The sequence below is a fragment of the Rhizobium sp. BK538 genome (assembly GCF_014197575.1).
Classification (GTDB): Bacteria; Pseudomonadota; Alphaproteobacteria; order Rhizobiales; family Rhizobiaceae; genus Rhizobium.
The window spans coordinates 1-25,316 of the sequence record NZ_JACIFT010000022.1; the positions used below are offsets into that span (position 1 = coordinate 1).

The 25,316-nt window shown below is 60.4% G+C and carries 19 protein-coding genes and 1 pseudogene; 7 read left to right on the plus strand and 13 right to left on the minus strand.

The window, feature by feature from the left end; all coding sequences use genetic code 11:
- A partial coding sequence (locus tag FHX09_RS23435) for an NAD-dependent epimerase/dehydratase family protein (protein ID WP_184450732.1) occupies positions 1 to 828 on the plus strand: 828 nt, incomplete at its 5' end.
- Between the two features lie 16 nt (positions 829 to 844).
- On the opposite strand, the gene FHX09_RS23440 is transcribed toward FHX09_RS23435, so the two are convergent.
- The 5 genes and pseudogenes from FHX09_RS23440 to FHX09_RS23460 form a co-directional block, all read right to left on the minus strand.
- Positions 845 to 2,626 carry a GGDEF domain-containing phosphodiesterase gene (locus FHX09_RS23440; RefSeq protein ID WP_007790560.1) on the minus strand — a complete coding sequence of 594 codons (1,782 nt, stop codon included), beginning with the start codon at positions 2,624 to 2,626 and terminating at the stop codon, positions 845 to 847.
- A gap of 178 nt (positions 2,627 to 2,804) precedes the next feature.
- Positions 2,805 to 3,165 (minus strand): annotated as a pseudogene (locus tag FHX09_RS23445) (NAD(P)-binding domain-containing protein); the annotation flags it as partial.
- A gap of 109 nt (positions 3,166 to 3,274) precedes the next feature.
- The gene (locus FHX09_RS23450) at positions 3,275 to 6,481 is read right to left on the minus strand and encodes an efflux RND transporter permease subunit (RefSeq protein ID WP_132592910.1); all 3,207 of its coding nucleotides are present in this window, start codon (positions 6,479 to 6,481) and stop codon (positions 3,275 to 3,277) included.
- 123 nt (positions 6,482 to 6,604) lie between these two features.
- A complete protein-coding gene (locus FHX09_RS23455; protein WP_007790566.1) occupies positions 6,605 to 7,795 on the minus strand; it encodes an efflux RND transporter periplasmic adaptor subunit in 1,191 nt (396 codons plus the stop codon).
- Positions 7,796 to 7,836: 41 nt separating this feature from the next.
- Positions 7,837 to 8,658: an alpha/beta hydrolase gene (locus FHX09_RS23460; RefSeq protein ID WP_007790569.1), complete on the minus strand. Its 822-nt coding sequence runs from the start codon at positions 8,656 to 8,658 to the stop codon at positions 7,837 to 7,839.
- 167 nt (positions 8,659 to 8,825) lie between these two features.
- On the opposite strand from FHX09_RS23460, the gene FHX09_RS23465 reads away from it, so the two are divergent.
- Complete coding sequence (locus FHX09_RS23465) at positions 8,826 to 9,737, plus strand: LysR family transcriptional regulator (RefSeq protein ID WP_007790571.1); 912 nt, start codon at positions 8,826 to 8,828, stop codon at positions 9,735 to 9,737.
- 239 nt (positions 9,738 to 9,976) lie between these two features.
- Here the strand turns inward: FHX09_RS23465 and FHX09_RS23470 are convergent, their stop codons facing one another.
- Entirely contained in the window at positions 9,977 to 10,876 is a 900-nt protein-coding gene (locus FHX09_RS23470; RefSeq protein ID WP_183722126.1) for an SDR family oxidoreductase, read from the minus strand.
- Positions 10,877 to 10,971: 95 nt separating this feature from the next.
- Positions 10,972 to 11,712 carry an SDR family oxidoreductase gene (locus FHX09_RS23475; RefSeq protein ID WP_132592914.1) on the minus strand — a complete coding sequence of 247 codons (741 nt, stop codon included), beginning with the start codon at positions 11,710 to 11,712 and terminating at the stop codon, positions 10,972 to 10,974.
- Positions 11,713 to 11,833: 121 nt separating this feature from the next.
- On the opposite strand from FHX09_RS23475, the gene FHX09_RS23480 reads away from it, so the two are divergent.
- The 3 genes from FHX09_RS23480 to FHX09_RS23490 are packed head-to-tail and all read left to right on the plus strand — an operon-like array spanning position 11,834 to position 13,712.
- Positions 11,834 to 12,724: a LysR family transcriptional regulator gene (locus FHX09_RS23480; protein ID WP_132592916.1), complete on the plus strand. Its 891-nt coding sequence runs from the start codon at positions 11,834 to 11,836 to the stop codon at positions 12,722 to 12,724.
- Between the two features lie 48 nt (positions 12,725 to 12,772).
- The gene (locus tag FHX09_RS23485; RefSeq protein WP_007790580.1) at positions 12,773 to 13,093 is read left to right on the plus strand and encodes a hypothetical protein; all 321 of its coding nucleotides are present in this window, start codon (positions 12,773 to 12,775) and stop codon (positions 13,091 to 13,093) included.
- Between the two features lie 28 nt (positions 13,094 to 13,121).
- The gene (locus FHX09_RS23490; protein ID WP_132592918.1) at positions 13,122 to 13,712 is read left to right on the plus strand and encodes a DNA-3-methyladenine glycosylase; all 591 of its coding nucleotides are present in this window, start codon (positions 13,122 to 13,124) and stop codon (positions 13,710 to 13,712) included.
- A 3-nt stretch (positions 13,713 to 13,715) separates the two neighbouring features.
- On the opposite strand, the gene FHX09_RS23495 is transcribed toward FHX09_RS23490, so the two are convergent.
- From FHX09_RS23495 to FHX09_RS23505, 3 genes are read right to left on the minus strand one after another with little or no spacing between them, the layout of a single operon-like run.
- On the minus strand, positions 13,716 to 15,254 hold the full coding sequence (locus tag FHX09_RS23495; protein ID WP_132592920.1) for a DHA2 family efflux MFS transporter permease subunit: 1,539 nt from the start codon (positions 15,252 to 15,254) through the stop codon (positions 13,716 to 13,718).
- Positions 15,247 to 16,473 (minus strand): HlyD family secretion protein, encoded by a 1,227-nt coding sequence (locus FHX09_RS23500; protein WP_184450733.1) that lies wholly within the window; start codon positions 16,471 to 16,473, stop codon positions 15,247 to 15,249. Before FHX09_RS23500 ends, FHX09_RS23495 begins: the two co-directional genes overlap by 8 nt.
- Positions 16,466 to 16,930, minus strand: a complete 465-nt coding sequence (locus tag FHX09_RS23505; RefSeq protein ID WP_183722138.1) for a MarR family transcriptional regulator — start codon at positions 16,928 to 16,930, stop codon at positions 16,466 to 16,468. Before FHX09_RS23505 ends, FHX09_RS23500 begins: the two co-directional genes overlap by 8 nt.
- Positions 16,931 to 17,344: 414 nt before the next feature.
- Between FHX09_RS23505 and FHX09_RS23510 the strand changes: the two genes are divergently transcribed.
- Together FHX09_RS23510 and FHX09_RS23515 are read left to right on the plus strand one after the other, a co-directional pair.
- Complete coding sequence (locus FHX09_RS23510; RefSeq protein WP_132592926.1) at positions 17,345 to 18,523, plus strand: efflux RND transporter periplasmic adaptor subunit; 1,179 nt, start codon at positions 17,345 to 17,347, stop codon at positions 18,521 to 18,523.
- Positions 18,520 to 21,714: a multidrug efflux RND transporter permease subunit gene (locus FHX09_RS23515; RefSeq protein ID WP_132592928.1), complete on the plus strand. Its 3,195-nt coding sequence runs from the start codon at positions 18,520 to 18,522 to the stop codon at positions 21,712 to 21,714. The genes FHX09_RS23510 and FHX09_RS23515 overlap by 4 nt, the downstream gene beginning before the upstream one ends.
- Here FHX09_RS23515 and FHX09_RS23520 read toward each other — a convergent pair.
- The 3 genes from FHX09_RS23520 to FHX09_RS23530 are packed head-to-tail and all read right to left on the minus strand — an operon-like array spanning position 21,709 to position 25,311.
- Positions 21,709 to 22,716: an acyltransferase gene (locus FHX09_RS23520; RefSeq protein ID WP_132592930.1), complete on the minus strand. Its 1,008-nt coding sequence runs from the start codon at positions 22,714 to 22,716 to the stop codon at positions 21,709 to 21,711. The genes FHX09_RS23515 and FHX09_RS23520 overlap by 6 nt on opposite strands.
- A 47-nt stretch (positions 22,717 to 22,763) precedes the next feature.
- Entirely contained in the window at positions 22,764 to 24,029 is a 1,266-nt protein-coding gene (locus FHX09_RS23525; protein ID WP_132592932.1) for an O-antigen ligase, read from the minus strand.
- Between the two features lie 10 nt (positions 24,030 to 24,039).
- Positions 24,040 to 25,311, minus strand: coding sequence for a polysaccharide biosynthesis/export family protein (locus FHX09_RS23530; RefSeq protein ID WP_184450734.1), 1,272 nt, complete (start codon positions 25,309 to 25,311; stop codon positions 24,040 to 24,042).
- Positions 25,312 to 25,316 lie beyond the last annotated feature (5 nt).

The window sequence follows — 25,316 nt, forward strand, 5'->3', positions numbered from 1 at the left end:
GATCGCAAGGCCCTGGAAGAGGCCGTGGCGAGCGCAACGCCCGATGTGATGGTGCATCTGGCAGCGCAGGCCGGCGTACGCTACAGCCTCGAAAATCCGAGGGCCTATCTGACATCGAACCTGGAAGGCTCTTGGAACATCCTCGAGATCGCCAAGGATGTCGGGGTCAACCATCTCATGCTGGCTTCAACCTCATCGATCTATGGTGCCAACCCGTCCATTCCGTTCCGCGAGACAGACCGGGCGGACGAGCCGCTGACCTTTTACGCGGCAACGAAGAAATCGATGGAACTGATGGCGCACAGCTATGCCCATCTCCACAAGGTCCCGACGACCGCCTTCCGGTTCTTCACCGTCTACGGCCCCTGGGGACGTCCCGACATGGCGCTCTTCAAGTTCGTCAAGACCATGCTGGAGGACCAGCCGATCGAGATCTACGGCGAAGGCCGGATGAGCCGCGACTTCACCTATATCGATGACCTCGTGGAGGCGGTCGTCCGGCTATCGTCGGTGGCTCCGTCGGAAGCCAACCGCGTGGCCGACGAACGTGTCGAGACGCTTTCGCGTCAGGCTCCGTTCCGCATCGTCAACATCGGGGGCGGTCAGCCCGAAAACCTGATGACCTTCGTCGAAACCGTCGAAAAGGCACTTGGCCAATCGGCGAAACGCAAGATGCTGCCAATGCAAAAGGGTGACGTGCCGCGCACCTTCGCCAGCCCCGATTTGCTGCTGGCTTTGACCGGCTACAAGCCGGAGACGACACTGGATGTCGGCGTGAAGGCTTTTGTCGACTGGTATCTGGAAGCACGCGGCGAACTCGAGCCGTAAATGCTCTACTGCGGGGCTAGCGGCGAAGGTTGGCCGCTAGCGCCTCCTTTTTCGAAGCAAAGATGCTATCGATCTCGGATGCCGGCAGCGGATGGCCCAGCGCGAAGCCCTGCAATGTGTGACAGCCGAGCTTGGCCAGCGTCACGGCATGGTTTTCGGTCTCCACGCCCTCCGCGATCACGTCGACACCGAGAGCCTTGCCGATCTCGACGATCGACTTGACGACGCGGCGTTGCTCGGAGGAGGTGTCCACCTCGCTCACCAGTTGCCGGTCGATCTTTAGCCTCGCCGGGCGGAGTCGGACAAGACCGATGAGCGATGCGTGGCCGGAACCGAAATCATCGATCTCGATTTCTATGCCCATCTGCTTGATGCGATCGACAGTCTGCAGAAGCTCATCGTCGCAATCATCCAGGAAGATCGTCTCGACCAGTTCGAACACCAGGGCGCCGTCCGGTATATCGAGCGTTTCGAGATCGTCAATCAATTGCGGATCGTAGAGACGCTGTCCCGAAATGTTAACCGAAATCCGCGGTAAGGTCGTTCCATGCTGCCCCCAGTTCAGCCGGTCCGCGAGCACGCGTCGGAGGATCGAAGCATCGATCTCAGAGGACAGACCGAACTCGTCCGCGATCTTCAGGAAGATACCGGGCGAGAGGGTGCCGCGCTCGCTATGATGCCAACGCGCCAAAGCCTCGATACCTACGATATCGCGGGTGTGGGCATCGAGCTGCAATTGGTAGAATGGAATGATATCGCCTTGCTCCAGCGCAAGCTTCAGCTCTTCGGCAAGGCGCCGCTTGCCCATCAGATCGTCTTTGAGCTGCTGTGAGAAGAATTCGATGCGGTCGCGCCCAGATGTCTTTGCCTCATAGAGCGCGATATCGGACTCGGCGAGCAGGTTGGATCCCAAACGATCTGCAGACCAGGAAATGCCGATCGACGCTCCTGATTGCAGCATCTCGTGGCCGAAGCGGATCTTCTTCTTCAAGCGCCGCTGCACGTCACACGCCATACGGTTCAGTTCCGTCAACCCTCCGAAATTGACGAGTAGGATGACGAATTCGTCCCCGCCGATACGCGCCGCCATCGCGGCTTTCGGAATGGCGGCCTCGATCCGCAAGGCCGCGGCACGCAATACGGTGTCGCCCGCCGCGTGGCCATGACTGTCGTTGATCTGCTTGAACTCGTCGAGGTCGAGATGCAGAACCGCAAGCGTGGAGACTGAGGCATCCTCGGCCAGTTCCGCCAGGCGCTTGTCGAAAAGGCGGCGGTTGGGAAGGCCTGTCAGATAATCATGTTCCGCCGCATATTCGATGCGTGCGCTGCTCTCTTCCAAAGCCAGGGTCCGCGCCTCGGCGACCGCGCGCTGGCGCGCTGCCTCGTTCGCAAGAAGCACGTCTGATGTAACGTCCCACTCGGCGCCGATGAAGGAAGGCGACCCTTCCTCGTTCACATAGAAATGAGCGCGCGATCGGATATGTCTTATCTCGCCGTTTGGCCAAACGATCCGGAATTCCGAGTTATATTGCCCCTGCTTGGCAGCGGCGTCGTCGAACTCCTTCTCGGCGCGTTCGCGATCGTCGGGGTGAATCGCGTTTGACCAGATGGCGGTCGGGACCGGACCGCTCCGCATCCCGGTCTGGTAAAGCCGATGCATCTGGACATCCCAGGAAATCTCATTCTGATCGAGGTTGTGCTCCCACACGCCGATCTGTGACGCGTCGAGTGCAAGCTCAAGGCGCCGCAGGATATCCTGAAACTCTCGTTCGGACCGTGTGGGACTGCTCGATGCCAACGCCGTCCAAGCCTCATGCAGCTTTAAGTAACAATATCGGTGGGCTCCAATGGAGAAGCATTATGTATGCAGAACCAACCTTTTGGCGAGAGATTAATTAGAACACACTAAAAATCCATCAACAATTGTAGGCCGAGCGCATCACCGATCTTGGCAGAGATCGGAGTGTCTGGGCAATTCAGCCTTTCGAGCAACGACCGTTCTTTTCTTCGAGCTGCAACAGCAGACCACTGTGATCGGTCTTACCGCCACCATGTTCGACAAATTCGGCAAACTCAGCACGGACCGCCTCCGTCAGCGACAGGGTCAAAGCGAGACTTCCTGCCGTTGCAACAATGTTGTTCAGCTCCTTGAGCTGCAATTTCGAAGGACCGGCAGTACCAAGTCGCGATCGACCATTCGTTGGCCGTAGAAGTCCAGAATGCGGCTTTCGGCGAAGCCGCCCGCCATGATCGCAAGCGTACCGGCAGTCGCCCGACGACACCGCCCGAAACCGGCACATCGAGATGGCTGATGCCACGCTCGGTGAGCTTCGACGCATCCCCTCGCCCGGTTTTATCCTTCGAGACATGGCCGCATGGTCAGCCTATGAAAACAGGAAAGGCGGAGCAATGCTCCGCCTTTCCACGTCTCGCTGCGGAGTGGGGGCTATTCGGCAGCGAGCCGTATGACTTTCGCTTCGTTCTCTTCCTGCTCGTGCTCGTGCTCCTTGTGCTGGATCAGCGGACGGTTGCCCGACAGCCTGCGGACCAGCACGTAGAAGACCGGCGTCATGAAGATGCCGAAGAAGGTGACACCGATCATGCCGGAGAACACGGCCACGCCCATGGCGGCACGCATCTCGGCACCCGCACCGGTCGAGACCACCAGCGGCACGACGCCCATGATGAACGCCATTGAGGTCATCAGGATCGGGCGTAGACGCAGGCGACTTGCCTCGATTGCAGCCTGGACCGGAGTTCTTCCTTCAAATTCCAGCTCGCGGGCGAATTCCACGATCAGGATCGCGTTCTTCGCCGAGAGGCCGACAAGCACCACCAGGCCGATCTGCGTGAAGATGTTGTTATCTCCACCGGTCATAAAGACGCCTGTCAAAGCCGCCAGCACGCCCATCGGCACGATCATGATGATCGCGATCGGCAAGGCGAGGCTCTCATACTGTGCCGCGAGCACGAGGAAGACGAGCAGCAGTGCCAGCGGGAAGACGATCACGCCGGAATTGCCCGCCAGGATCTGCTGATAGGTCAGATCCGTCCATTCGAAGCTGATGCCCTTCGGCAGGGTCTCATCGGCAATCTTCTCGATCGCCGCCTGAGCCTGACCTGACGAGAAGCCCGGAGCTGGACCGCCGTTGATATCGGCGGAGAGGAAACCGTTATAACGGTTGGTCCGCTCCGGCCCGGTTGTCGCGTTCACCTTCAGGAGCGCGGACAGCGGGATCATTTGGCCCGATGCCGAACGAACCTTCAACTTGCCAATGTCCTCGGGCTGTGCGCGGAACTTGGCGTCGGCCTGGACGCGCACGCTGTAGGTACGGCCGAAGGCGTTGAAGTCGTTGACATAGAGCGAACCGAGATAAATCTGCAATGTCTCGAAAACGTCAGTCACCGAGACACCTAGCTGTTCCGCTTTCTCACGGTCGAGATCGGCATAGAGCTGCGGAACATTGATCTGATAGGCAGAGAAGATGCCCGTCAGCTCAGGCGTCTGGTAAGCCTTGGCGATCATCGCCTTATTGGCCTCGTCGAGCACCTGATAGCCGAGACCGGCGCGGTCTTCGAGCTGCATCTTGAAGCCGCCCGTCGTGCCGAGACCATTGACCGGCGGTGGCGGGAACATCGCGATGAAGGCATCCTGAATCGCCCCGAACTTCTGGTTCAGGGACATGGCGATCGCACCGCCCGAAAGCGCCGGCGACTTGCGCTCCTCGAAATCCTTCAGCGTCACGAAGACGATGCCGGCATTAGAGGAGTTGGTGAAGCCGTTGATCGACAGGCCCGGGAAGGCGATGGCATGTGCGACACCGGGCTCAGCCATCGCGATGTCGCTCATCCGCTTGATGACGTCCTCGGTGCGGTCCAGGCTCGCAGCATCCGGCAGCTGGGCAAAGCCGATCAGATACTGCTTATCCTGGGCCGGCACGAAACCACCAGGCACGGCGTTGAACAGGCCGTAGGTCGCGCCGGCTAGCGCGAGATACACCAGCATGACGATGCTCTTGCGCGACACGAGGCCGGCGACGCCCTTTCCATAGCCCCGGGAACCGGCACCGAAGGCCTTGTTGAAGCCACGGAAGAACCAGCCGAAGACGGCATCCATGCCGCGTGTCAGCCAATCACGCTTGGCGTGATGGTCCTGCAGCAAGAGCGACGCGAGTGCCGGCGACAATGTCAGCGAGTTGAAGGCCGAGATGACGGTCGAAATCGCGATCGTCAGCGCGAACTGGCGATAGAACTGTCCCGACAGGCCGCTGATGAAGGCGAGCGGCACGAAGACAGCGACGAGCACGAGTGCGATCGCGATGATCGGGCCCGAGACTTCCTTCATTGCCTTGTAGGTCGCGGCCCGCGGACTGAGCCCGTTCTCGATGTTTCGTTCGACGTTTTCAACCACGACGATCGCATCGTCCACCACGATGCCGATCGCCAAGACGAGGCCGAAGAGGCTGAGTGCGTTGATGGAAAAGCCGAAGACATACATCACCGCAAACGTGCCGATGATCGAGACCGGAACGGCAATCAGCGGGATGATCGAGGCACGCCATGTCTGCAGGAATAAAATGACGACGATGACGACGAGCGCAATAGCTTCGAGCAGCGTGTCGACAACCTTCTCGATCGACGAACGGACGAACTTCGTCGTGTCATAGACGATCTCGTAGCTGACGCCATCGGGCATGGCCGTCTTCAGCTCTTCCATCGTCTTCTGGACTTCGTCCGAGATGGTGATGGCGTTGGAGCCGGGGGACTGGAAGACCGGGATGGCGACGGCCGGCTTGCCATCGAGGATGGAGCGCAGCGAATAGTCGGCGGCGCCGAGTTCGATCCGGGCGACGTCACGAAGACGGGTAATTTCGCCATTGGATCCGGTCTTGACGATGATGTTGCCGAACTGCTCGGGCGTCTGCAGACGACCTTGCGCATTGACGTTGAGCTGCAGGTCCACGCCCGACAGGCTCGGCGAAGCGCCGATGGTACCGGCCGCCGCCTGCACATTCTGGCCGCGGATCGCATTGGTGACGTCGCTGGCGGCAAGGCCATGCTCGGCAGCCTTCTGCGGATCGATCCAGACACGCATGGAATAGTCGCCCGAACCGAAGACCTGCACCTGACCCACGCCATCGATGCGCGCCAGCCGGTCCTTGATGTTGAGGACGCCGTAGTTGCGCAGATAGGTGATGTCGTAGCGGTTGTCAGGCGAGATCAGGTTCACGACCATCATCAGGTCGGGAGAGCTCTTGACCGTCGTGATGCCGATGGTTTTCACCTCTTCCGGCAGACGCGGTTCGGCCTGCGAAACGCGGTTCTGCACGAGCTGCTGTGCCTTATCAGGGTCCGTGCCGAGTTTGAAGGTGACCGTCAGCGTCATGACGCCGTCGGAAGTCGCCTGGCTGGACATATAGAGCATGCCCTCGACGCCGTTGATCTGTTCTTCGAGCGGCGTCGCGACCGTCTGCGCGATGACCTCCGGGTTTGCGCCGGGATAGGTGGCGCGCACGACGATCGATGGCGGAACGACTTCCGGATATTCGGAGATCGGCAATGCGCGCAGGCCAAGCAGACCGGCGACCACGATGAGGACCGATAGGACTCCGGCGAACACCGGACGGTCGACAAAGAATCTAGAGAAATTCATTTCAAAGCCCTCTCCGGGATGAAACTGGGATGCAACGACCCTCTCCGGCGGTTGGGAGGCCGCCGGTGGATCACGTCATTTCGGAATTCTCACGGAGCGCCGAGACGCTCCGGATGCTTCGGCTTATTGAGCCGTGGCGACTTTCTCTTCCGCCTGCGGCGCAACCACTGCGCCCGGACGGATACGCTGCAGGCCATTGACGACGATCTTGTCGCCGACAGTCAGGCCGCTTTCAACGATCCGCTGGCCTTCCGCTGCAGTACCAAGCTGGACGGGTCGATAGCTGACCTTGTTTTCGGCATCGACGACGAACACGAACTTCTTGTCCTGGTCGGTGCCGATTGCGCGGTCGCTGATCAGGATCTTGTTTTCGGCCTTCGGCTCGCCCATGCGGACCCGAACGAACTGGCCGGGGATCAGCTTGCCGCCAGGATTGTCGAAGACGGCGCGAACGCCGATCGTGCCGCTTGCCGCGTCAACCTGATTATCGATCAGCTGCAGCTTGCCCTTGATCGGAGTGCCCTGATCGGCCAGCGTCCCGACTTCGACCGGGATCTGCTCGACGGCAGGGACGGCGCCATCAGCAGCCGGAAGCTCGGCGAGTGCCTTTGTGACCATTTCCTCGCTGGCATTGAAGCTTGCGTAGATGGGATCGACCGACACGAGTGTCGTCAAAGCGGGAGACGTGGAGCCTGCAGCAACAAGATTGCCGACGGTAATCTCGATCTTGCCCACACGGCCAGCAACCGGCGCTTTGACCTCGGTGTAGCCAAGCTCGAGCTGTGCCGAACGGAGGGCCGCCTGGGAGGTGCGGAGACCGGCCTGCGCTTCGGTGAAGGCATTCTGGCGCTGGTCGAGATCGCTCTGCGAAATCGTCTTGTTATCCGAAAGCCTGCGGCCGCGCTCCAGCTCGATCTGCGCGAGGTTGACCTTCGCCTCGGCAGAGGCCACCTGGCCCTCTGCCTGGGAAACAGCCGCCTGATAGGGCTCGGGATCGATGGTGAAAAGCAGATCGCCCGCCTTCACCAACGCGCCTTCACGGAAGTGCACGGATTGAATGGCTCCGGCCACGCGTGAACGAATCTGCACGCGGTCGACAGCCTCAAGCCGGCCGGAAAACTCCTGCCATGTCGTTACGTCACGGCTGGCCACGATGGCAACCGTCACCGGCACAGCGGGAGCCTGCGCAGGTGCGGAAGCAGCCGTGGCAGTGGTGCTCATCGGCAGTTCGAAAAAGATGGCTGCGGCCGAAACGGACGCGGCAAGTCCTAGGCCGGCGCCCACGAGGGCCCAGCGCTTCTTACTGGACGTCATTGTTACTCTCCTTACGGCCCTCTCTCAGTGGCCGGATTCAATCAGTTCGTCTTCAATGCAATAGGTTGGCTGCTAATATCCCGAACGAAGCTTTCGAATTGGTCGGTGATCGTCTGTTCCCAATTCGGTGCCTGTTCGGATTTCCCGCCGTAAAGCGATGGCCAGCCTGCCCCGGCGGGGAGGACATTCCGGCGAACTGCAACGCCTGCCTGCTTCAGGCGGTCGGCGTAACCCAGCGTCTCGTCACGAAGAGGATCATCCTCTGCCGTCAGAACGAGTGCCGGCGCGACCCCTGCAATACGCGAACACAAACACGGTGCCGCGTAGGGGTGGCAGCCGCCGCCACTGAGATAGTGGCTCCAGCCCTCGGCCCAACGCTGCCGCATGCCGATGCCATCCGCCTTGCGGATCGAGGACGTGCCCATGAATGGATCAAGCAGCGGCGAAATCAGAACCTGGCCATCGAGCGCATCCGCATAATGGTCACGTGCCTTGAAAGCGACGCCGGCAGCAATATTGCCGCCCGCCTCTTCGCCTGCCACGATCAACAACGAGTTCCGATCGCCAATACCCGACGCGCGCTTGTTGGCAAGATAAGAGAAGATCGAATAGCCGACTTCGAGCGGCTTCGGAAAGACATTGCCGAGCGGCGCATTGTAATCCGGGACGGCAACGATCGCGCCGGCCTTCGCCAAGCTCTCTGCAACCACGCTATCCTTGACGCCCGACTGCAGAAAAGCGCCGCCATGAAAAAACAGAACGATCGGCGAGCCCTTGCCAAACTCGGCGCCCTGATAGACGCGTGCGGAAACGGGGCCGGTGGCCACCTTCTCCATCACCATGTCTTTCACCTGCACCGTCATCGTTTCGGCTCGCGTTTGACCCGCATAGCGTATTGCGAGCCGAGATGGCTTGCAATTTCTGCAGAAAAGATATTGTTATTCCATTGTCGGAATAAGAAGCGATAGCGCGATTACACTGTTCCGAATTTCGAACAATACCGCAGTGCAACCTGCTTAGGTGATTTCCGATGGACCAGCTCTCGGCAATGCGCGCCTTCATCCGCGTCGTAGAGACGGGCAATTTCACACGGGCCGCCGACACGCTCGCCATGCCCAAGGCGACGGTGACCAATCTCATCCAGGGGCTTGAAGCGCATCTGCACACCAAGCTTCTCAACCGCACCACACGCCGGGTCATGGTGACGACCGACGGCGCTCTCTACTATGAACGCGCGGCCCAGATCGTCTCCGAGCTAGAGGAGCTGGACGGCAGTCTGTCGAACTCACAAGGGCTACCGACCGGTCGCTTGCGAGTCGAGATGGCCGGCGCATTCGCCGACTGGATCGTCGTACCCGCGCTCTGCGACTTCTACCAGAAATATCCGGATATCCGCGTCGACCTCGGCGTGGGCGACCGCACCGTCGACTACCTCGCAGAAAACGTCGATTGCGCGCTTCGCGGCGGCACGCCGGCCGACCAATCGTTGATCGCAAGGCGTGTTTCCGAAGTCGAAATGCTCACCTGCGCGGCACCACTTTATATCGAAAAATTCGGCATTCCGACCCGCCCCGAAGAGCTCGAAAACGACCATTATTCAGTGAGTTACTTCCGCGCGCAGACCAACCGGACGCTTCCTTTCGAATTTCGCAAGGACAATGAGGATCTGGAGATCAATCCGCGTTACCTGCTGTCGGTCAATGACAGCCGGACTTTCGTCAATGCAGCATTGAACGGGCTTGGCATCGCACAGCTGCCGCGCTTCATGATCCGTGACGCTTTGGCCAAAGGCGACCTCGTGGAAATCCTGCCGGAATGGAGCCGTGAACCATTCCCGCTCTACATCGTCTATCCGCCGAACCGGCACCTCAGCAACAAGGTCCGGGTCTTCGTTGATTGGCTGGTGAAATTGCTTTCGGACGCGAAACTGAACGATCCGTGATACAGTTGCGGCCCGGAAGGTGTTCCTTCGACGGGCCGCAATGTCTGTCATCAAATTCCTTTCAGACCCTGCCGCGTCACCAGGGAAATGGCTCGGCCGGTATCTGAGGTAGGCGCCCGGAGTTGGAGGTCTTCCAGTCGCCTTTGCACCAATAATATAGGCCTGCTTCCTGCCATTTGTTAAGTGCTGATTCGTGCACAGCAAGTTCGCGAAAACGGAACAATGGCGAGTACCATGGTTTAGTGAATGGCCGGCTTGAGGAGATCCTCCAGGCCGATGCGCCGGAACATTTCGGCGCGAACCCGGTCGGCGACACCATTGACGACCTCGGCACCGTCCTTGGACGGGTCAACATGGGTACGGAACGGACGTGTGCCGAACGGCATGGCAATGACCTCAGTGATCGCCCTCGCGACCGAGCCTGCGTCGGCGTCAGCAGGTTCAAGAGCCGCCAGCCCCTGCAGCGCCTGTTCCGGCACGCCCTTATAGGGGCCATCATTGTACTCGGCGGCACGCGCGGCATCTGCCGGCGAACCGGAGTGTGCGAAGTGATTGGTTCCCTTGGTGAAGGCGCCCGGCACGATGATCGCGGTTTCGATGCCCCACCGGGCAAGCTCCGACGCATAGGAGACGGCAACCGAATCCATCGCGGCTTTGGCAGCGAAGTAGGGCGCCAGATAGGGAGGCGTGCCGCCGCGTGTGCTGGACGACGACACCCAGACAACCAGCCCTCTGCCCTCTTTGCGCATATGAGGAAGCGCTGCACGGTTCACCCGTTGTGTCGACAGCACGTTAATGTCGAACAACTCCGCATATTGCTCAGGCGTGAATGCCTCAGCCGGGCCAAACGACATATGGCCGGCATTATGGACGACGACGTCGAGCTGGCCCACCTCTGCGATGACCTTGGCGATCCCGGCTTCGACAGACGCGTTGGAGACCACATCAAGTTCGACCGAACGCAGATCGACATTGTTATCCCGCGAGAAGGCCGCGATATCGGCAACGGCTTTCGCGTTGCGGCCGACTGTATCGCGAATACCGGCGTAGACGATATGCCCTTCCCTGGCGAGAGTACGGGCGGTGAGAGCGCCGAAGCCACTGGATGCTCCGGTAATGACGATGACCTGTTTATCCATTGTCCTGTTCCTTAGTCGATATTCAAGGGGTGACGGTTGATTGCTGTTGTTGTGAGATCGGCGGCGGGACCAACCCGCCGCACGGGCGCCAAAGATCAGACCATGCCGCCGTTGGCGCGCAGCACCTGGCCGTTGATCCAGGAGCCGTCCGGGCCGGCGAGGAACGAGACCGAGGCAGCGATATCGTCCGGTGTTCCCAGGCGCTCCAGCGGGTTCATTTTGGCCATGCGAGCGATCAGCTCATCCGACTTCCCATCGAGGAAGAGGTCGGTTGCTGTCGGCCCCGGAGCCACGGCGTTGACGGTGATGTCGCGACCGCGCATTTCCTTCGACATGATCGCCGTCAGTGTTTCGACGGCTGCCTTCGTTGCCGCATAGACACCGTAATTTTCTAGCTTCAGGCCGACGACGCTCGTCGAGAAGTTGATGATGCGACCGCCGTTTCGCAGCCGCTTTGCGGCTTCGCGCAGGGTGTTGAAAGTACCCTTCAAATTCACGCTGACCTGGCGATCGAAATTGGCATCGTCAGCATCGCCAATCGACGAAAGCTGCATGATACCGGCATTGTTGACGAGCACATCGATGCCGCCGAAGGCTGCTTCCGCCGCATCGAACATCCGGCGGACGGCTTCGGGATTACTGACGTCCGCCTGCGCGGTCAGCGCCTTGCCACCACACTGCTCGATCTTCTGCACCAGCTCCTCGGCGAGCGCGACGTTTCCGGAGTAGTTGATGACGACGGTGAAACCGTCCTTGGCCAGACGTTCGGCGATTGCGGCGCCGATGCCCCTCGAAGCACCTGTAACCAGTGCGACTTTGCTCTCGTTGTTGCTCATTGCCTTTCTCCTTCTTCGTTGCGCCTCGGCGCGTTTTCGATGAGCAGAAGATGCCGCTTTTCTAATTGCGGATAATCAGCCATTATTCGGCATCACTATCCGAATATGACGAACAAATAAGATGGACAGATTCGATGCCATGCGGGCGTTCTCCCGCGTCGTGGAGCGCCGCAGCTTCACGCTCGCAGCCGAAGACACCGGCCTGCCACGCTCCACGGTGACCGATGCCGTCAAGCAGTTGGAGGCACGCCTTGGCGTGCGCCTGCTGCACAGGACGACGCGCCATGTCAGCCCGACGCTCGACGGCGAAGCCTACTATCAGCGCTGTATCTCCATCCTCGCGGATATCGAGGACGCGGAGGGCGCCTTTGCAGGGGCCAAGCCGAAGGGCATGTTGCGCGTGGACGTGCATGGCACGCTCGCCCGGCACTATGTGCTGCCGAGCCTGCCGTCTTTTCTGGAGATGTATCCGGATATCGAGTTCTACATGAGCGAGGGCGATCGGCTGGTTGATCTCGTCCGCGAGGGCATCGATTGCGTTTTGCGCGTCGGCACGCCTGATGACAGCGACATGGTGGCGCGACGCGTCGCCATGCTGGAGGAAGTTACCCTTGCCGCTCCCGCCTATATCGAAAAGCATGGCCTGCCCGAGCATCCGGACAGGCTCGATGGCCACCGCATGGTCGGTTTCCGCTCGACTGCGACGGGCGGCGTTCTACCACTGGAATTCATGGTCGGCGGCAGCATCCGCAATGTCACCCTGCCCGCGACGGTGACCGTCAACGCCGCCGAAAGCTTCATGTCGGTGGCGAGGCTCGGCCTCGGCCTGATACAGGTGCCGCGATATCACGCCGAAAGGGATCTCGCGGCGGGCACACTCGTTCACGTCCTGCCGGATTTCCCGCTGACGGAAACCCCGGTCTCCCTGCTCTACCCGCGGAACCGGCAGCTCTCACCCCGTGTTCGCGTTTTCATCGATTGGCTGGTGAAGGTCTTTGCTCGACAATCCTAGCGAAAAGCGTTTCACTTGGGGTCAGCTGTCAGAACCGGGAGATCTTCCATGGCCATCACAGACGTCACCGTGCATCCGAAGGAAGGCAGTTTCGTTGTCATCTTCACGGAGCAGTCGGGCAATAACATATCGGTCACGCTCTATGCCGCTGCCTCTCCCGGCCTGACGAGCGACAATGCGATCACCCGTGCAAGGGCGTTGCTCGCGACAACACTCCAGAGTTCACAGGCCGATGGCGCACGCGGCAAGGATGCTGCGCTTCTCGAAGAAGAACTGGAAGAAGGTCTCGAGGATACCTTCCCGGCAAGCGACCCCGTATCGGTAACGGGTTCCTCCATCTCGGCGCACGACCCGAAGGTCGGTCATTAGGGTCTGAGATACCGGAAGCCCGAAACAGATGACACATGCCGTTGGCGCGATCGGCGCCGTTCCCCTCGCCGGCCCGGAACTTACGCGCTATTTCGAGCGTGATGCTATCGCTGTCGCCCGAGATTTGCTCGGTTGCCATCTGCGCGTTGGCCATGTCGGCGGCCGCATAATCGAGACCGAAGCTTACTATCCCGATGACGGGGCCTCGCACAGCTTCCGCGGCCCAACGCCACGAAATGGTGCGATGTTCGGCCGACCAGGCAATGTCTACATCTACCGTATCTACGGCATGCACTGGTGCTTGAATTTTGTCTGCACGCCCGGCTCGGCAGTGCTGATCCGCGCAATCGAGCCGGAAGCCGGCATCGCCACCATGATGGAGCGCCGCAGCAACGATGCGCTGACACAGCTCTGCAGCGGTCCCGGCAAGCTCTGTCAGGCGCTCGGTATCAACCTCACGCTGAATGACAGGCTGCTCGACCGGCCGCCCTTCTCGATTGCCCCGTCGGCTCCCGTCGAAATTGTCGCCGGCAAACGGATCGGCATAACGAAAAATGCCGAAGCACCATGGCGCTTCGGCATCTCCGGATCTCGCTATCTCAGCAAACCGTTTCGCTGAGTATCACTCCATAACGGCGCTGTGATCCATCGCTGGGGCGACTTTCGGCTTGCGCAGCAGCAGCGCCAGCGGAATGACCGCGAGCGACATAAGCATCAGCAGCTTGAAATCGTCCATATAGGCTATGATCGTCGATTGCAGGGTGATGACCTCGTTGAGCGAGGCGCGACCTGCAGCAGTCAACGGACTCATCCCCTGCGCCGCCGTCGCCTCGAAGGCGCGGTTGAACGGCGTCACATAGGCCGCGATGTTCTCGTGGTTCACCTGCGCGTTCTCCACGAGCAGCGCCGAAACAATCGAGATGCCGACGCTCGAGCCGATATTGCGCGACAGGTTGTAGAGGCCGGTTCCGTCGCCGCGCATGTGCGCCGGCAGCGTCGAGAAGGCGATCGTCGTCAGTGGCACGAACAGAAAGCCGAGCCCGGCGCCCTGGACGAAACCGACGGAAACGATCGTCCACTGCGAAACATCAGGCGTCCAGCCGGTCATGTCGTACATCGCCCAGGCCGTCAGGCCGAGACCGAACACCAAGAGCAGGCGCGTGTCGACCTTGCCGATCAGCCTGCCGACGATGAACATGCAGAGCATCGTGCCGAGGCCGCGTGGCCCCATGACGATGCCGGCGGTCATGACGGGGTAGCCCATCAACGTCTGCAGATAGGGCGTCATCAGCGCAAGCGAGGCAAGGTATGTGATGCCGATCACGAAGATGAAGAGCATGCTCACCGAGAAATTGCGATCGAGGAACAGCTTCGGATTCACGAAGGACTTTTCCGCCGTCAGCGTATGCACGATCAGCAGATAGAAGGCGCCGGCACAGACGATCGCCTCGATCATGATCTCACCGGACGCGAACCAGTTGAGCTGTTCGCCGCGGTCGAGGAACAGCTGCAGCGCTGCGATGCCGAGACTCATCATTCCGAACCCGAACCAGTCGAGCTTCGCCAACGCATCCAGTTTCGTCTCGGTGACGTAGATCACGATGCCGGCAAACGCCAGCGCGCCGATCGGCACGTTAATGTAGAACACCCAGCGCCAGCTGATGTTATCGGTCAGCCAGCCGCCGATGACAGGTCCCAGGACCGGCCCGACCATGACCGAGACGCCAAATAAGGCCATGGCCGAGCCGCGCTCCTCGACACTGTAGATGTCGAGGAGGATGCCCTGAGAGAGTGGAACCAAAGACGCGCCGAAAAGGCCCTGGAGAAGTCGGAAGGCAACAATCTGAGGAAGGCTTTGAGCCAAGCCACACAAGACCGAGGCAACGACAAATCCCGCGATTGCCGCCAGCAGTACTTGCTTGCGCCCGAACTTGGCGGCCAGAAAGCCGGACGGCGGCGTCATGATCGCAGCCGCCACGATATAGGAGGTCAGAACCCAGTTGATCTGGTCAGCGCTCGCCGAGACACTGCCCTGAATATAGGGCAGCGCGACGTTGGCGATCGTCGTGTCCAGCGCCTGCATGATCACGGCCAGGATGACGCAAGCCGTGATCGCGCCGCGATTGGCGACCGGGGTGGCCGGCGATGCAGCGTTACTCATGGTCCTTGCCGCCAGAGCGGCCCAAAAGCTTGGAAACGAAATCCGGAAGACCGCGGTAACGACCCGTATCGACGTCGACGACCGTGCTCATGCCGACGCGAAGCGGCGGCTTGCCGGCGGCGTCATCGATGCTGACCCGCATCGGAATGCGCTGCACGACCTTGACCCAGTTGCCGGTCGTGTTCTGCGCCGGCAGCAGCGAGAAGCTGGAACCAGAGGCCGGGCTGATGCTCTCGACCTTGCCCTTCCACTCCACGCCAGGGTAGGTGTCGACATAGATCGTCACCGGCTGACCCGGCTTGACATAGGTCAGTTCCGTTTCCTTCGGGCTCGCGGCGATCCAGAGGTTTCTTGCCGAAACCAGCGAGAAGGCTTGCGTGGACGCTTGCAGGTAGGAGCCCGGCTGCAGCGAGTTGACGTTTGTCACGATGCCGTCGAACGGCGCCTTGACGACGCTGTGGTCAAGTTCGCGCTGCGCATCGTCCACCTTCGCCTTGGCTTCGAGATAGAGCGGATTCTGTTCTACCGGCTGGTCGGCATTGCCGCCGAGCTGCGCCAGCGTCGCTGCCGCTTCGGCCTTGGCAACGGCAACCTTCTGATGACCGGCGTCGAGATTGTGCTTGGCCTGGTCATAGGCGACACGTGTCGCAGCCGAGCTGTTCAGGAGGTTCTGCTGGCGGTCGAACTCGGTCTGATAGTAGGGAATATCGGCTTCGGCCTGTGTGATCTCAGCAAGCGACTGCTGATAGCTGGCCTTCAGATTGAGAATCTGGTTGCGCACGGCGCCAAGCTGCGCCTGCGCACCGTCGAGTGCGATCCTGAAGGAATCCTGGCGCAAGCTGAAGAGCACCTGGCCCTTCTCGACAGCCTCGTTCTCGTGCACGCTGATCTGGTCGACGATACCCGAAACGTCGGTCGTCAGACCGACCATGTCAGCCTGGATATAGGCATTGTCCGTCGACATGACTTGGCCGCCGTTGACGTAGTAATAGCCACCGATGACGAGCGCGACGGGCAGCAACGCGAACAGAACGGGCCGCGTGAGGCTGCGCCGGCGGCGGACCTTCGCACCGCCGGGCGCAGCCACAGCAGTAGCGGGCGCTGAATTGGATGAAGGCGCCTCGGCTACTGTTTCCTCGCGAGGGGAAGCGTCATTTTCTTCAACTGGGTTTTTGGCATTTGCGTCGGCAACGACGCGCAGGGAGGACTTCTCAGCCATGTCTGGTCTCATTTGCGGCTACCGGGGTTCGGCAGGCCTGCACTAGGTTCGTCTTCATTGCGGATAGGATGTCGAACAGCTGGTCCCGCTGCTCGGGAGAGATACTCTCGAATGCTTCGCCGCGCGTCAGCTCACCGAGGTCGCGCATCTCGGCAAGCAGCGGGTGTGCCTCTTCACGCACATAGAGAAGCCAGATGCGGCGATCGGTCGGATGCTGACGACGCTCGATGAGACCGCGGTCGGCGAGTTTGTCAAGAATGCGGACAAGTGTGATCGGCTCGATTTCCAGGATCTCGGCAAGCCCGCCCTGGTGGATTCCCTCGTTGCTGCGCAGGTAGGCAAGCGTCTGCCATTGCGACCGCGTGAGCCCAAGGCAACGCGCGCGCTGCTCGAACCGCTTGCGAAGCAGCCGTGCGACGTCGTGCAACAGGAAGCCGAGAGTGGGATTGCCATTCATAGGAGACAGTGCCGATAATTGATAAGCACACTTATAATATGCCCAGATATATTAAGCGTGGGCAGGACACAATAGGGTCCCTCCCAGATTCCGCAGCTGCGGCCAAAATGCCGCACTGGAATACGCGCAGAAATTTCGAAGGTCTTTCGAAAATGCAACCGGTTGGCATTTGCAATTTCGATCGGCAGCCGTTTAAAGTAAAAATCCAGAGGGTTATCGGAAATGCAGTGATCTTCGTTCGATCACTTTTTCGCGATGACAAGCACGCGTGCGCGGCCTGCAGCCGCGATTGTAAATTCGCAATGGCATAGGTGAATGAGGGAGCGCCCTTGTTCAGAGACATCCAGACATGAATCGCAGCACATCAGCATAAGCGACGGCAGCACTTGCGGCCGTCCGGATAAGGAAACCGCCATGCCTTCCTTGCTTCGACACCTGCTGACCATCGGCTCCTTTGCTCTCATGCCGTTCACCGCGGCGATGGCACAGCAGCCAGCCGCCGCCCCTCCTCCCGTCTCAGTCGCAAAGCCTGTCGTGCGCGATGTCGTCGACAATGACGAATTCATTGGCCGCTTCGAACCAGTCGATCAGGTATCAGTGCGCTCACGCATCGGGGGCTACCTGCAGGAGGTGCACTTCACCGACGGCGCACTCGTCAAGCAGGGCGACCTGCTCTTCGTCATAGACCAAAGGCCGTTCATCACCGCCCTGAACGAAGCGAACGCAGCACTGGAAGTAGCCAAGTCAACGCTCGTCTACGCCGAGGCACAGTTCAAGCGGGCCGAGAGCCTGGCAACAAGCGGCAGCCAGTCGATATCGATCCTTGACGACCGCCGGCGCGAATGGGTTTCGGCGCAGGCAAACGTCCGCGGCGCGCAAGCGACGGCTGATCGCGCAGCGCTCGACCTCGAGTATACAAAGATCACGGCCCCGATCGGCGGGCGCATCGACCGCCGGCTGATCTCCGTCGGCAACCTTGTCCAGGCCGATCAATCAGTGTTGACGACCATCGTTACGGTGGATCCGATCGACTTCTACTTCGACGTCGACGAGCGCCGCCTTCTCAATTTCGCGCAGACCGCCCGCGAGCGCGGGGTCGATCTGCAGGAGGGCGGTGGGGGCGTCGAAGTTGAGGTAAGGATCACGGATTCCAACGAAAAGCCATTCAAAGGCAAGCTCGACTTCGCTGAAAACCGCATAGACAGCGAGACCGGTACGAAGCGCATACGCGCGCGATTCGACAATCCGAACTACGTGCTCCAACCAGGTCTGTTCGGTCGCGTCTCCGTTGAGGCCTCGAATGTCTACAAGGCGATCCTCGTGCCGGACGAAGCGATCGGCTCGGACCAGAACCAACGCGTCGTCTACGTCGTTGGAGACGACGGAACGGTCACCGCAAAGCCGGTCCGGCCTGGACCACGCCTTTACGGCTATCGCGTCATCCGCGAAGGCATGGACGGCAACGAGACGATCGTCATCAATGGCCTTCTGCGCGCCCGCCCGGGTAGCAAGGTCACGCCGCAGATGGTCGAGCTGGCGCAAAGCCGCGAAGAGATCGCGCCGGAAGCCGCCGGCCTGGAGCTCAGCCGATGAGATTTGCGCACTTCTTCGTCGACCGACCGATCTTTGCGTCGGTGCTTTCTATTGTGCTGCTTATTGTCGGCGCCATCGCCTATTTTCAGTTGCCCGTGGCGCAATACCCCGAGATTGCGCCGCCGACCATTGTGATCCGCACCTCCTATCCCGGCGCTGACGCCGAGACTATTGCCAACACCGTGGCGACACCGATCGAGCAGGAGGTCAACGGCGTCGAAGACATGCTTTATATGTCTTCCTATTCGACGGCCGATGGTTCGATGGCACTCACAGTGACCTTCAAACTCGGCACAGACCTCGACAAGGCGCAAGTCCTTGTCCAGAACCGCGTTGCCATTGCCGAACCTCGCCTTCCTGAAGAGGTTCGGCGCATCGGCATCACGACAGCAAAGAGTTCGCCCGACCTGATGATGGTCGTGCATCTGCTGTCACCCAACTCTCGCTACGATCAGCTCTATGTCTCCAACTACGCGCGCACTCGCATCCGCGACACGCTTGTTCGCCTCGATGGCGTTGGCGACGTCATCCTCTTCGGCGAGCGTGAATATTCGCTGCGCATATGGCTCGATCCGCAGAAACTGTCGGCCTACGGCATGACCTCCAGCGACGTCGTCGACGCTCTGCGCGAACAGAACGTGCAGGTTTCCGGCGGCTCGATCGGTGGGCCGCCGGCCGCCGGCACCAATGCCTTCCAATATACGGTGACGACGCAGGGGCGTTTCTCGGATGCCCGGCAATTCCGCTATGTCATCGTCAAGGCGACCGCGGAAGGGCGTCTCGTCCAGCTGCAGGATATCGCCCGCATCGAACTCGGCGCCAAGGACTACGTCACAAACAGCTATCTGAATGGCAAGCCCGCCGTCGCGCTCGGCATTTTCGCGCGCCCCGGAACCAACGCGCTCGCGGCTGCGGCTGAAATCAAGAAGACGATGGACACCGTCGCTCAGGATTTTCCCCAAGGTCTCAGCTACGACATCGTCTACAACCCGACCGAATTTATCGCGGAATCCATCAACGAGGTCTACAAGACGATCGCTGAAGCCGCGATCCTCGTCGCCATCGTGGTTCTCATATTCCTGCAATCCTGGCGCACGGCGATCATCCCCATCGTTGCCATCCCGGTCTCGCTGATCGGCACCTTCGCCTTTCTGCTTGCCTTCGGCTTCTCGCTCAACATGCTGACGCTGTTCGGTCTCGTGCTGGCAATCGGCATCGTTGTCGACGACGCGATCGTCGTCGTCGAAAACGTCGAGCGCAACCTGGCAAAGGGGATGACGCCGAGGGAGGCCGCACATGTGACGATGAACGAAGTCGGCACGGCCGTCGTCGCAATCTCGCTCGTGCTGATCGCCGTCTTTGTTCCGACTGCCTTCATCCCCGGCATTTCGGGTCAGTTCTATCGGCAGTTCGCCGTGACGATCTCGGTCGCCACCGCCATCTCGGCGCTGAACTCACTGACCCTCTCGCCAGCCCTCGCCGCATTGGTATTGAAGCCACACGAGGAGCACGAGAAACCTCGCAACCCGATCGCGCGTTTCGGGAGCGCGCTTGCCAATGGGTTCAACAACGGCTTCGACAAGCTCAGTGCAGGCTATTCCTGGATCGTGCGGCACACTGTGCAGACGGTCGCCGCACTCTGCGTCGCCTTGCTGGTTTTCGTCGGCCTGCTGGGGGCGACATACTATATGAGCAGGATCGTTCCGAGTGGCTTCGTCCCGGTCATGGACCAGGGCTACGCCATCGTCGTCGTGCAATTGCCTGACGGTGCAGCGCTTTCCCGCACCGACGCGGTTATCGAGCGTGCTTCGGAAATCATCCGCAACACGCCAGGCGTGAAGAATGCCGTGGCCTTCTCCGGGTTCAGCGGTGCGACCTTTACCAACGCCTCCAACTCCGGCGTGGTCTTCGCCGCCTTCGATACTTTCGAAAACCGCCTGGAGCACGGCCAGACGGCAACCAAGATCATCGGACAGCTATACGGGAGCCTGCAGGCGATCCAGGAGGCCTTCATCATCGCCATCCCGCCACCGCCAATCTCCGGTATCGGCAATGCCGGCGGCTTCAAGATGCAGCTCATGGATCGCGAAAGTTCGGACATGCGCCGCATCCTCGGCGTCGCCTACCAGCTAATGGGCATGGCCAACCAGACGGAGGGTCTGACCGGCGTCTTTACGACGTTCTCCGCCAATAGCCCGCAGTACTTCCTTGAAATCGACCGCGACAAGGCGCGTATGCTGAACGTACCGATCTCCAACATATTCGATACGCTGTCGATCAATCTCGGTACATCCTACGTCAACGATTTCAATGCCTTCGGGCGTGTCTACCAGGTGCGCGCGCAGGCCGATCAGCAATATCGCGTCGAGCGTGACGATATCCTCGCCCTCAAGGTAAGATCCGCGACCGGCGCACTCGTCCCACTTGGCACACTGGTCGATATCCGCGATACCAGCGGTCCTTCACTCGTCCAGCATTACAATATGTACGTGTCAGTACCCGTACAGGGTAACGCCGCTCCTGGCGTTTCGACGGGCACGGCGTTGGACAAGATGGAAGGGCTTGCGAAGCAGTTGCTGCCAGCAGGAACAACCTTCGAATGGACGGAAATCGCCTTCCAGGAACGAAACACCGGCAACACGGCGATCTACATCTTCGCCCTGTCGGTCGTCTTCGTTTTCCTGGCACTGTCGGCACAGTATGAGAGCTGGGTCCTGCCGCTTGCCATCATCCTCATCGTTCCCCTTGCAATCCTGGCTGCCTTGCTTGGCGTCCATCTGCGCGGAATGGACAACAACATCCTGACCCAGATCGGGCTGATCGTGCTGATCGGGCTGGCGGCCAAGAACGCCATCCTGATCGTGGAATTCGCAAGACAGGCGCAGGATGAAGGCAAGTCGGCCGTCGAAGCCGCGATCGAGGCCAGTCACTTGCGTCTACGGCCGATCCTGATGACCGCCTTTGCGTTCATCTTCGGTGTCGTGCCGCTGATGATCGCCACCGGCCCCGGCGCCGAAATGCGTCAATCGCTCGGGACGGCCGTTTTCTCAGGGATGCTTGGCGTAACGATTTTCGGCCTGTTCCTGACACCCGTCTTCTACGTCGTGCTGCGCGCGCGCCGGAAAAAGCCTGTCGCGCAGGCCGAGACCGCGCCGCCCTCCGAGGAGGCTGTCCCCGAAACCTCTTCATGAAGGACGCCGCTCGACCGCATTCTGTTTGAGCAGGTCTGACTGGCAGATCTTCCGGAGCGGCTTCTCGACGAGCTCGTAGGCAGCCGCGCCGAGGATCGTACCGCCGGCAACGGCGATCGCGATGGTCGGCGTTGTCGACAGCCCGACCACGCCGGCAGCCTTGGCGATCACGGAAATCGCCAGCGTGTGCCAGAGGTATATCGAATAGGAGGCATCGCCGAGATAGGTGAGAAGCGGTACGCGGCCGATGCTCCCACCCGCCTCGAGGGACACCATGCCGTAGACCAGCGCCATGGCAAGGGGCCCGCAGATCGCTTCATCGAAATCGGCTCCGATCAGGAAGATGGTGGCGAAGCCGGAGAGCGATGCGCCGACACAAGCAAGCCCCAGACTGGTGCCTGCAATCCACCGCCTGATCCACAATTCGGCGAGAAGAACGCCTCCGAGGAACTCCAGAATGATCGGCCGGGTATAGGTTTTGAGCACCGGCGATGCGGGCTCGAAGAGAAGGCCGATCAGGAAAAAGCCTCCGAAGACGACCGTCAGGTACGCCAGCCGGCAGCGACGCGGCAGGAAAAGCGCCCCGGCAAACAACACGTAGAAGAACATCTCGAAATTCAGCGTCCAACCCTGGACGAGGACCGGCCAGATATCACCCGTGCTCGGCGACTGAGCGGGAATGAAGAAGAGCGAGGAAAGGATATGGGCGCCGGTCAGCTTCAGGTTCGGAAACAGGCCGACCACGGCACCGGCGATCATCACGCTCGTCACCAGCCAGTAGGACGGCGCGATGCGCCGAATGCGGTCGAGCAGGAAACCCTGCGGCGTCATCGGTCTGCGGTCGCTGATGACCCACATGATGAAGCCGCTGATCACGAAGAAGACGTCGACGCCGGCGGCACCAATGGCGAAATGCTCACCGGTCCTTTCCGCTGCGTGGAAGACCACGACGGCAAGTGCCGCGAAGGCGCGCAGATATTGGATGCCGTAAAGTGTCTTCATCCGGTTTCCTCGGAAGACCGGTCAAGGCCGGTCGAAATGCGATGACGTTATTGAGTGACGGGCTCTGGCGACGTCTGGCGTTGCCATGAGCTCAACGCCGGTTGGCGGCGCGCTATCGCCAGCTTCCCGGCGGCAAAGTAGAAAAGAAACGTCCCGACGTTGTATGGCGTCAGAATGTCGATCTCGACGAAGGACCGGATCGTCAGCAAGATCGCGATCGAGAACAGCAGATAGGATTCATCGTTCCTGAAGTCCTCGATGACGCGGCGCAAGTGCCCCCACAGAATCCGCAACAGCATGACGGCAAGAACGATGACGCCCGTGAGCCCCAGCTCGACGGCCGTTTCGATGTAGGTGTTGTGGAAGTGGAAGCCGCTGCGCGAACCGATGAAGAACTCTTCCCACAGCCGCTCCGGCTCGGAGAAGCCCTGGACCCAATAGGCCTGGTAGCCGATTCCCAATACCGGGTTTTGCTTGGCCGCCTCGATCCCCTGCTGCCAGAGATAGGTGCGGCCGGTCAGCGTGGAATCCTTGCCGAAGATGCCGAGAACAGCATCCACCGCCCCCAGATAGACACCGGCAACGGCAAGGATGACGACGGCGACGCCGCCACCGATCACCAGCAGCTTGCGATGGTCGGGGGCAAGTGCGATGACGACGCGCAGCCCCATCATCAGGGCAATCACCACGGCAGTCGTCAGTACCGACGTCGCCGACTGGCAGGCAATGAGGCAGTATGCCGACAGAAGCCCGACCACACCTGACGCGGCCATCCAGAGGCGTCTCTCACCGAAGATAAAGACAGCCGCGAAAGAGACGATCAGGCCTAGCGACGCATAAAAGCCAAGCTGATTCTTCGAGGCGAAGGCGCCCACGAAACTGAAGGTGCCGTCCAGAGGATCGTACTCGTAGTAACCGAACAGGAGCGAGTAGACGAGAACGATCCCGACGCCGGCGATCATGCCCACCGTCAGCGTTCTGACATCGAGCACGCGCACCGCAATCAGGGCGCAGATGACCTGCGTCAGATACTGGATGCTGGCGCGCAGCGAAATGCTGGGAACGGCCGACCAGAAGACCGACAGGAAGGCAAGTGCCGCAAACGCATAGATCCAGAGGTAGCGACCATGACTGCCGAGCACCTTCTTGTAGTCCACGGCGACGAGCGGCAGCCAGAGCGCATAGTAAAGCAGGATCGCCACCTGCCCGAACTTGATCGAGTAGGCGAAGCAAAAAAGTGACAGCGCCACGGCGGGGATGGCATAAGCCGCGTTCCCGCCTGGCTGAATGAGCACAGATTTTGCGATCCGCATTGCGGCCTCGTTATCTCATCGCCAATCCGGCGGTGACCTTGATAAGGTCGCCGGGCTGGAGTGCTGTATTTTCCTGAACCGGAATCTCCTTCGCCTTGCCGTCAACTTCGCGGACGATCGAATAGGCGATGCTCGCAGCTCCGGTGCTGGTGTCAAAGCGGGCGGCATCGGTCGATTGCGTCAATGCTTCCGCCATCAGCGAGTTGCTGGTTTCGAGCTTGAGATTGAGTTCGTCGAGTTGAGCCTCGGCGTTTTGCAGTTCCTGGGCAAGCTGCGCATCCCAGTCGTTCCGAAGCGTGATCTCGTCCTGATTGGCCTTGCTGATGTCCTGCTTAGCCTTCAGCGAGTTGGTATCGATATCGAGAAGGGTCGCCTCGGTATCCGCTGCCCGCTGTTCAGCGGCCATCTTGCGGTTGCTGAGCGCAAGGCCCCTTTCGGCAAGATCCTCGACCTTGTCGCGGTCCTCTGTTGCAAGCTGCAGCTGCCGGGTCTGCGTTTCAGTCTTCTTGGCGAGAGTCTCGACCTCGCTTTGCAGCAGTTGCTTGAGGTCGGCAAGCGCCTGAAGCTGCAACGTCAGCCGCTTCTTGCGTGTATTCATGAGCGCCGTTTCGCTGGCAAGCAGGGGCTTCGCCTCCGGCTTGTCCTGAAGCTCCTTAGGCATTTCGATCGTATCCTGGTTCGCGATCTCGGCCCGCAGCCGCGCCTGCTTCACCAGCAGGCGTGCCCGGTCGGCCAAGTAGACGACCGCATCCCCCTTGGCGTTGATGAAATCGCGGGCAAATCGCTGCCCGGCGTCCGCGCGGCGCAGACCGCCGGCAAGGCTCACGGCCTTGACGATCGTCAGATTCGGCGCAAACGGGTACTCGCCGGGCTTTTCGACGTCGCCGGACAGATAGACCGGCCGGAATTCCGAGAGCTCGACCGAGGCAGACGGTCGGTCCTTCAGAGCAAATTGCTTCTGCAGTGCCGAACCGATCTCCTGGGCGATTGCATCGGTCGTTTTGCCCGAGGCAGGCATATCGCCGACGAAAGGCAGGGAAATGCTTCCTGAAGGCCCGACCGTGTAGTCCCCACTGACGACCGACCAGTCACGGATGCTACCATCCGCGGTCTGCCATTCGGCCACCCGGATCTTCAGCTTGTCCATGATACCAAGACGGTAGTCGTCGGCAGCAGCAAGCGATGAAGACGCCAGAAAAGCACCAAGCCCGGCTGCGACAACAATACCGGATCTTAGCGTGCGACGTCGTCCGGCCTTGCCGTCAAGAAAGCGTTTTTCCATGAACC

Coding starts and splice junctions, on each gene's coding strand:
- FHX09_RS23450 (WP_132592910.1), bottom strand. CDS start 6,481: ATGAATTTCTCTAGATTCTTTGTCGACCGTCCGGTGTTCGCCGGAGTC.
- FHX09_RS23455 (WP_007790566.1), bottom strand. CDS start 7,795: ATGACGTCCAGTAAGAAGCGCTGGGCCCTCGTGGGCGCCGGCCTAGGA.
- FHX09_RS23460 (WP_007790569.1), bottom strand. CDS start 8,658: ATGACGGTGCAGGTGAAAGACATGGTGATGGAGAAGGTGGCCACCGGC.
- FHX09_RS23465 (WP_007790571.1), top strand. CDS start 8,826: ATGGACCAGCTCTCGGCAATGCGCGCCTTCATCCGCGTCGTAGAGACG.
- FHX09_RS23470 (WP_183722126.1), bottom strand. CDS start 10,876: ATGGATAAACAGGTCATCGTCATTACCGGAGCATCCAGTGGCTTCGGC.
- FHX09_RS23475 (WP_132592914.1), bottom strand. CDS start 11,712: ATGAGCAACAACGAGAGCAAAGTCGCACTGGTTACAGGTGCTTCGAGG.
- FHX09_RS23480 (WP_132592916.1), top strand. CDS start 11,834: ATGGACAGATTCGATGCCATGCGGGCGTTCTCCCGCGTCGTGGAGCGC.
- FHX09_RS23485 (WP_007790580.1), top strand. CDS start 12,773: ATGGCCATCACAGACGTCACCGTGCATCCGAAGGAAGGCAGTTTCGTT.
- FHX09_RS23490 (WP_132592918.1), top strand. CDS start 13,122: ATGACACATGCCGTTGGCGCGATCGGCGCCGTTCCCCTCGCCGGCCCG.
- FHX09_RS23495 (WP_132592920.1), bottom strand. CDS start 15,254: ATGAGTAACGCTGCATCGCCGGCCACCCCGGTCGCCAATCGCGGCGCG.
- FHX09_RS23500 (WP_184450733.1), bottom strand. CDS start 16,473: ATGGCTGAGAAGTCCTCCCTGCGCGTCGTTGCCGACGCAAATGCCAAA.
- FHX09_RS23505 (WP_183722138.1), bottom strand. CDS start 16,930: ATGAATGGCAATCCCACTCTCGGCTTCCTGTTGCACGACGTCGCACGG.
- FHX09_RS23510 (WP_132592926.1), top strand. CDS start 17,345: ATGCCTTCCTTGCTTCGACACCTGCTGACCATCGGCTCCTTTGCTCTC.
- FHX09_RS23515 (WP_132592928.1), top strand. CDS start 18,520: ATGAGATTTGCGCACTTCTTCGTCGACCGACCGATCTTTGCGTCGGTG.
- FHX09_RS23520 (WP_132592930.1), bottom strand. CDS start 22,716: ATGAAGACACTTTACGGCATCCAATATCTGCGCGCCTTCGCGGCACTT.
- FHX09_RS23525 (WP_132592932.1), bottom strand. CDS start 24,029: ATGCGGATCGCAAAATCTGTGCTCATTCAGCCAGGCGGGAACGCGGCT.
- FHX09_RS23530 (WP_184450734.1), bottom strand. CDS start 25,311: ATGGAAAAACGCTTTCTTGACGGCAAGGCCGGACGACGTCGCACGCTA.